Genomic DNA, 1175 nt, shown 5'->3' on the forward strand with positions numbered 1-1175 from the left:
AGAACAAGCTGCAAGAGGACCCCGATTGAGCATCCTGATGCTCTTTTCCGTCATGCCCGGGCTTGACCCGGGCATCTACCGTGGCGCCGCCTAATGCGTTATAATAAATTGATTTTTGGCGGACCCGCAGGGATGGCCGGGTCAAGCCCACGGCTGTCCGGTTTAATTTTCGGATTGCCTTCTGGAGCCCTTGGTGACGGCTGCGTCCAGGGTGACGCTGGCCGAAGTAGACAGGATTACCCTCGCCCGCTTGCGGGAGAGGGAGGGGCCCGTCGCGACAGCGACGGGAGGGAGAGGGTGCGCGCCGCGAGGTGCGCTTCGCGACAGCGAAAGCGCCGGTTTCTCCAGGTCTTGGGCGCGCCGACGCGCGCCGCCCTCACCCCGGCTCGCTGGCGCTCGCCCCCCTCTCCCGCAAGCGGGCGAGGGGGGCAATTGCCTGCCGAAATTTAAACCGGACAGCCGTGGGTCAAGCCCGGCCATGACGATACAGGGTGGCTTGCTAGAACTCGATCCCCGGCTGCGCCTTGATGCCGTCGCGGAAGGGGTGCTTGACCATGGTCATCTCGGTGACCAGATCGGCGGCCTCGATCAGCGGCGGCGGCGCGCTGCGGCCGGTCATCACCACGTGCTGGCCCTCGGGGCGGGCGGCGACGGCCGCCAGCACGGCGTCCAGCGCCAGATAATCGTAGCGCAGGGCGACGTTGATCTCGTCCAGGATGACCAGGCGATAGGCGGGATCGGCCAGCATGGCGGCGGCGGCCTCCCAGGCGCGGGTGGCGGCGGCGACGTCGCGGGCGCGGTCCTGGGTTTCCCAGGTGAAGCCCTCGCCCATGGCCTTGAACGTCACCAGCTCGCCGAAGCCCTCCAGCACGCGGCGCTCGGCGGTGTCCCAGGCGCCCTTGATGAACTGCACCACGCCGACCCGGAAGCCGTGGCCGACCGAGCGTAGCGCCATGCCGAAGGCGGCGGTGGACTTGCCCTTGCCCGGGCCGGTATGGACCATGAGCAGGCCCTTCGCCCCCTGCTTCCTGACCATCAGGCGGTCGCGCGCCGCCTTCTTCTTGGCCATCTTGTCCTTGTGGCGCTGGTCGGTGTCGTCGGTCATGGCAGCCAATCCTCGAATCCGGGACCCTGGATGCTGGCAGCGCTGCCGAGACCGTGCAAGCGGTTAGCCC

The 1175-nt window shown here is 67.9% G+C and carries 1 protein-coding gene; it reads right to left on the minus strand.

Annotated elements, in window-relative coordinates; all coding sequences use genetic code 11:
- Positions 1-499: 499 nt before the first annotated feature.
- A complete protein-coding gene (gene cobO, locus MTBUT4_RS15200) occupies positions 500-1105 on the minus strand; it encodes a cob(I)yrinic acid a,c-diamide adenosyltransferase (protein WP_173980547.1) in 606 nt (201 codons plus the stop codon).
- Positions 1106-1175 lie beyond the last annotated feature (70 nt).

Origin of the sequence: Magnetospirillum sp. UT-4, assembly GCF_902729435.1 — a bacterium.
GTDB lineage: Bacteria > Pseudomonadota > Alphaproteobacteria > Rhodospirillales > Magnetospirillaceae > Magnetospirillum.

Excerpts from the sequence above, each read along its gene's own strand:
- cobO (WP_173980547.1), bottom strand. The coding sequence starts at position 1,105 with ATGACCGACGACACCGACCAGCGCCACAAGGACAAGATGGCCAAGAAG.